Raw genomic sequence first — 1,292 nt, forward strand, 5'->3', positions numbered from 1 at the left:
GCGGTGGCGGTGTCGTGCGAGGGCCGGTCGTTGACGTATCGGGAGTTGGACGAGGCGTCGAATCGGTTGGCGCATCTGTTGGTTGGTCGGGGTGCGCGTCCGGGGGAGTCGGTGGCGGTGGTGTTCTCCCGGTCGGCGGAGGCGATCGTGGCGATCCTGGCCGTGTTGAAGTCGGGGGCGGCGTATTTGCCGATCGATCCCGGGTTGCCGGTGGCGCGGATCGAGTTCATGTTGGCCGACACCGCGCCGGTGGCCGCACTGACCACGGCGGCGCTGGCCGAGAAGTTGGCCGGGCATGTGCTGCCGGTCGTCGACGTGCACAGCCCCGCCCTGCGGGCGCAGCCGGCCACGGCGCCCGCGGCGGGCCCGGACCCCGAGGATGTCGCGCACGTCATCTACACCTCGGGCACCACCGGGGTGCCCAAGGCGGTGGCGGTCAGCCACGCCAACGTGACCCGGCTGTTCGACGCCCCCGAAGTCGGCGTGGCGTTGGGGCCCGGGCAGGTGTGGACCCAGTTTCACTCGTATGCGTTTGATTTCTCGGTGTGGGAGATCTGGGGGGCGTTGCTGCATGGGGGCCGGTTGGTGGTGGTGCCCGAGGCGGTGGCCCGCTCGCCCAAGGACTTCCACGCGCTGCTGGTCGCTGAGCAGGTGACGGTGCTCAGTCAGACCCCGGCGGCCGTTCGGATGTTGTCGCCGGAAGGCCTGGACTCGGCGGCGCTGGTGATCGGTGCGGAGCCGGTGCCCGCGGAGCTGGTGGACCGCTGGGCACCGGGGCGGGCGATGATGAACGTCTACGGGCCGACCGAGAGCACGATCTTCGCGTCCATGAGCGTCGCGCTGACCGCGAAATCGGGTGCGCCGCCGATCGGGTCGGCGGTGCCGGGGACCGGACTGTTCGTGCTGGATGGCTGGTTGCGGCCGGTGCCGGTCGGGGTGGTCGGGGAGTTGTATGTGGCCGGGCGCGGGGTGGGCCTGGGATACGTGCACCGGGCCGGGTTGACCGCATCGCGGTTTGTGGCGTGCCCGTTCGGCGAGCCCGGACACCGGATGTATCGCAGCGGGGACCTGGTGCGCTGGGGGATCGACGGCCAGCTGCAGTACGTGGGGCGCGCCGACGAGCAGGTCAAGATTCGCGGTTACCGCATCGAGGTCGGCGAGATCCGCTCGGCCCTCGCCGCTTTGGAGGGCGTCGACGAAGCGGTGGTCGTCGTGCGCGAGGACCGCCCCGGCGACAAACGCCTCGTGGGCTACCTCACCGGCACCGCCGACCCCAGCGAACTCCGCACCGC

At 71.2% G+C, this 1,292-nt stretch carries 1 protein-coding gene; it reads left to right on the forward strand.

All coding sequences use genetic code 11. The annotated features are described in order from the left end of the window. On the forward strand, positions 1-1,292 hold a 1,292-nt coding region (locus tag A5701_RS09140), incomplete at both ends, for an amino acid adenylation domain-containing protein (protein ID WP_156670016.1).

It is taken from the genome of Mycobacterium sp. E3305, assembly GCF_001666785.1.
GTDB lineage: Bacteria > Actinomycetota > Actinomycetes > Mycobacteriales > Mycobacteriaceae > Mycobacterium.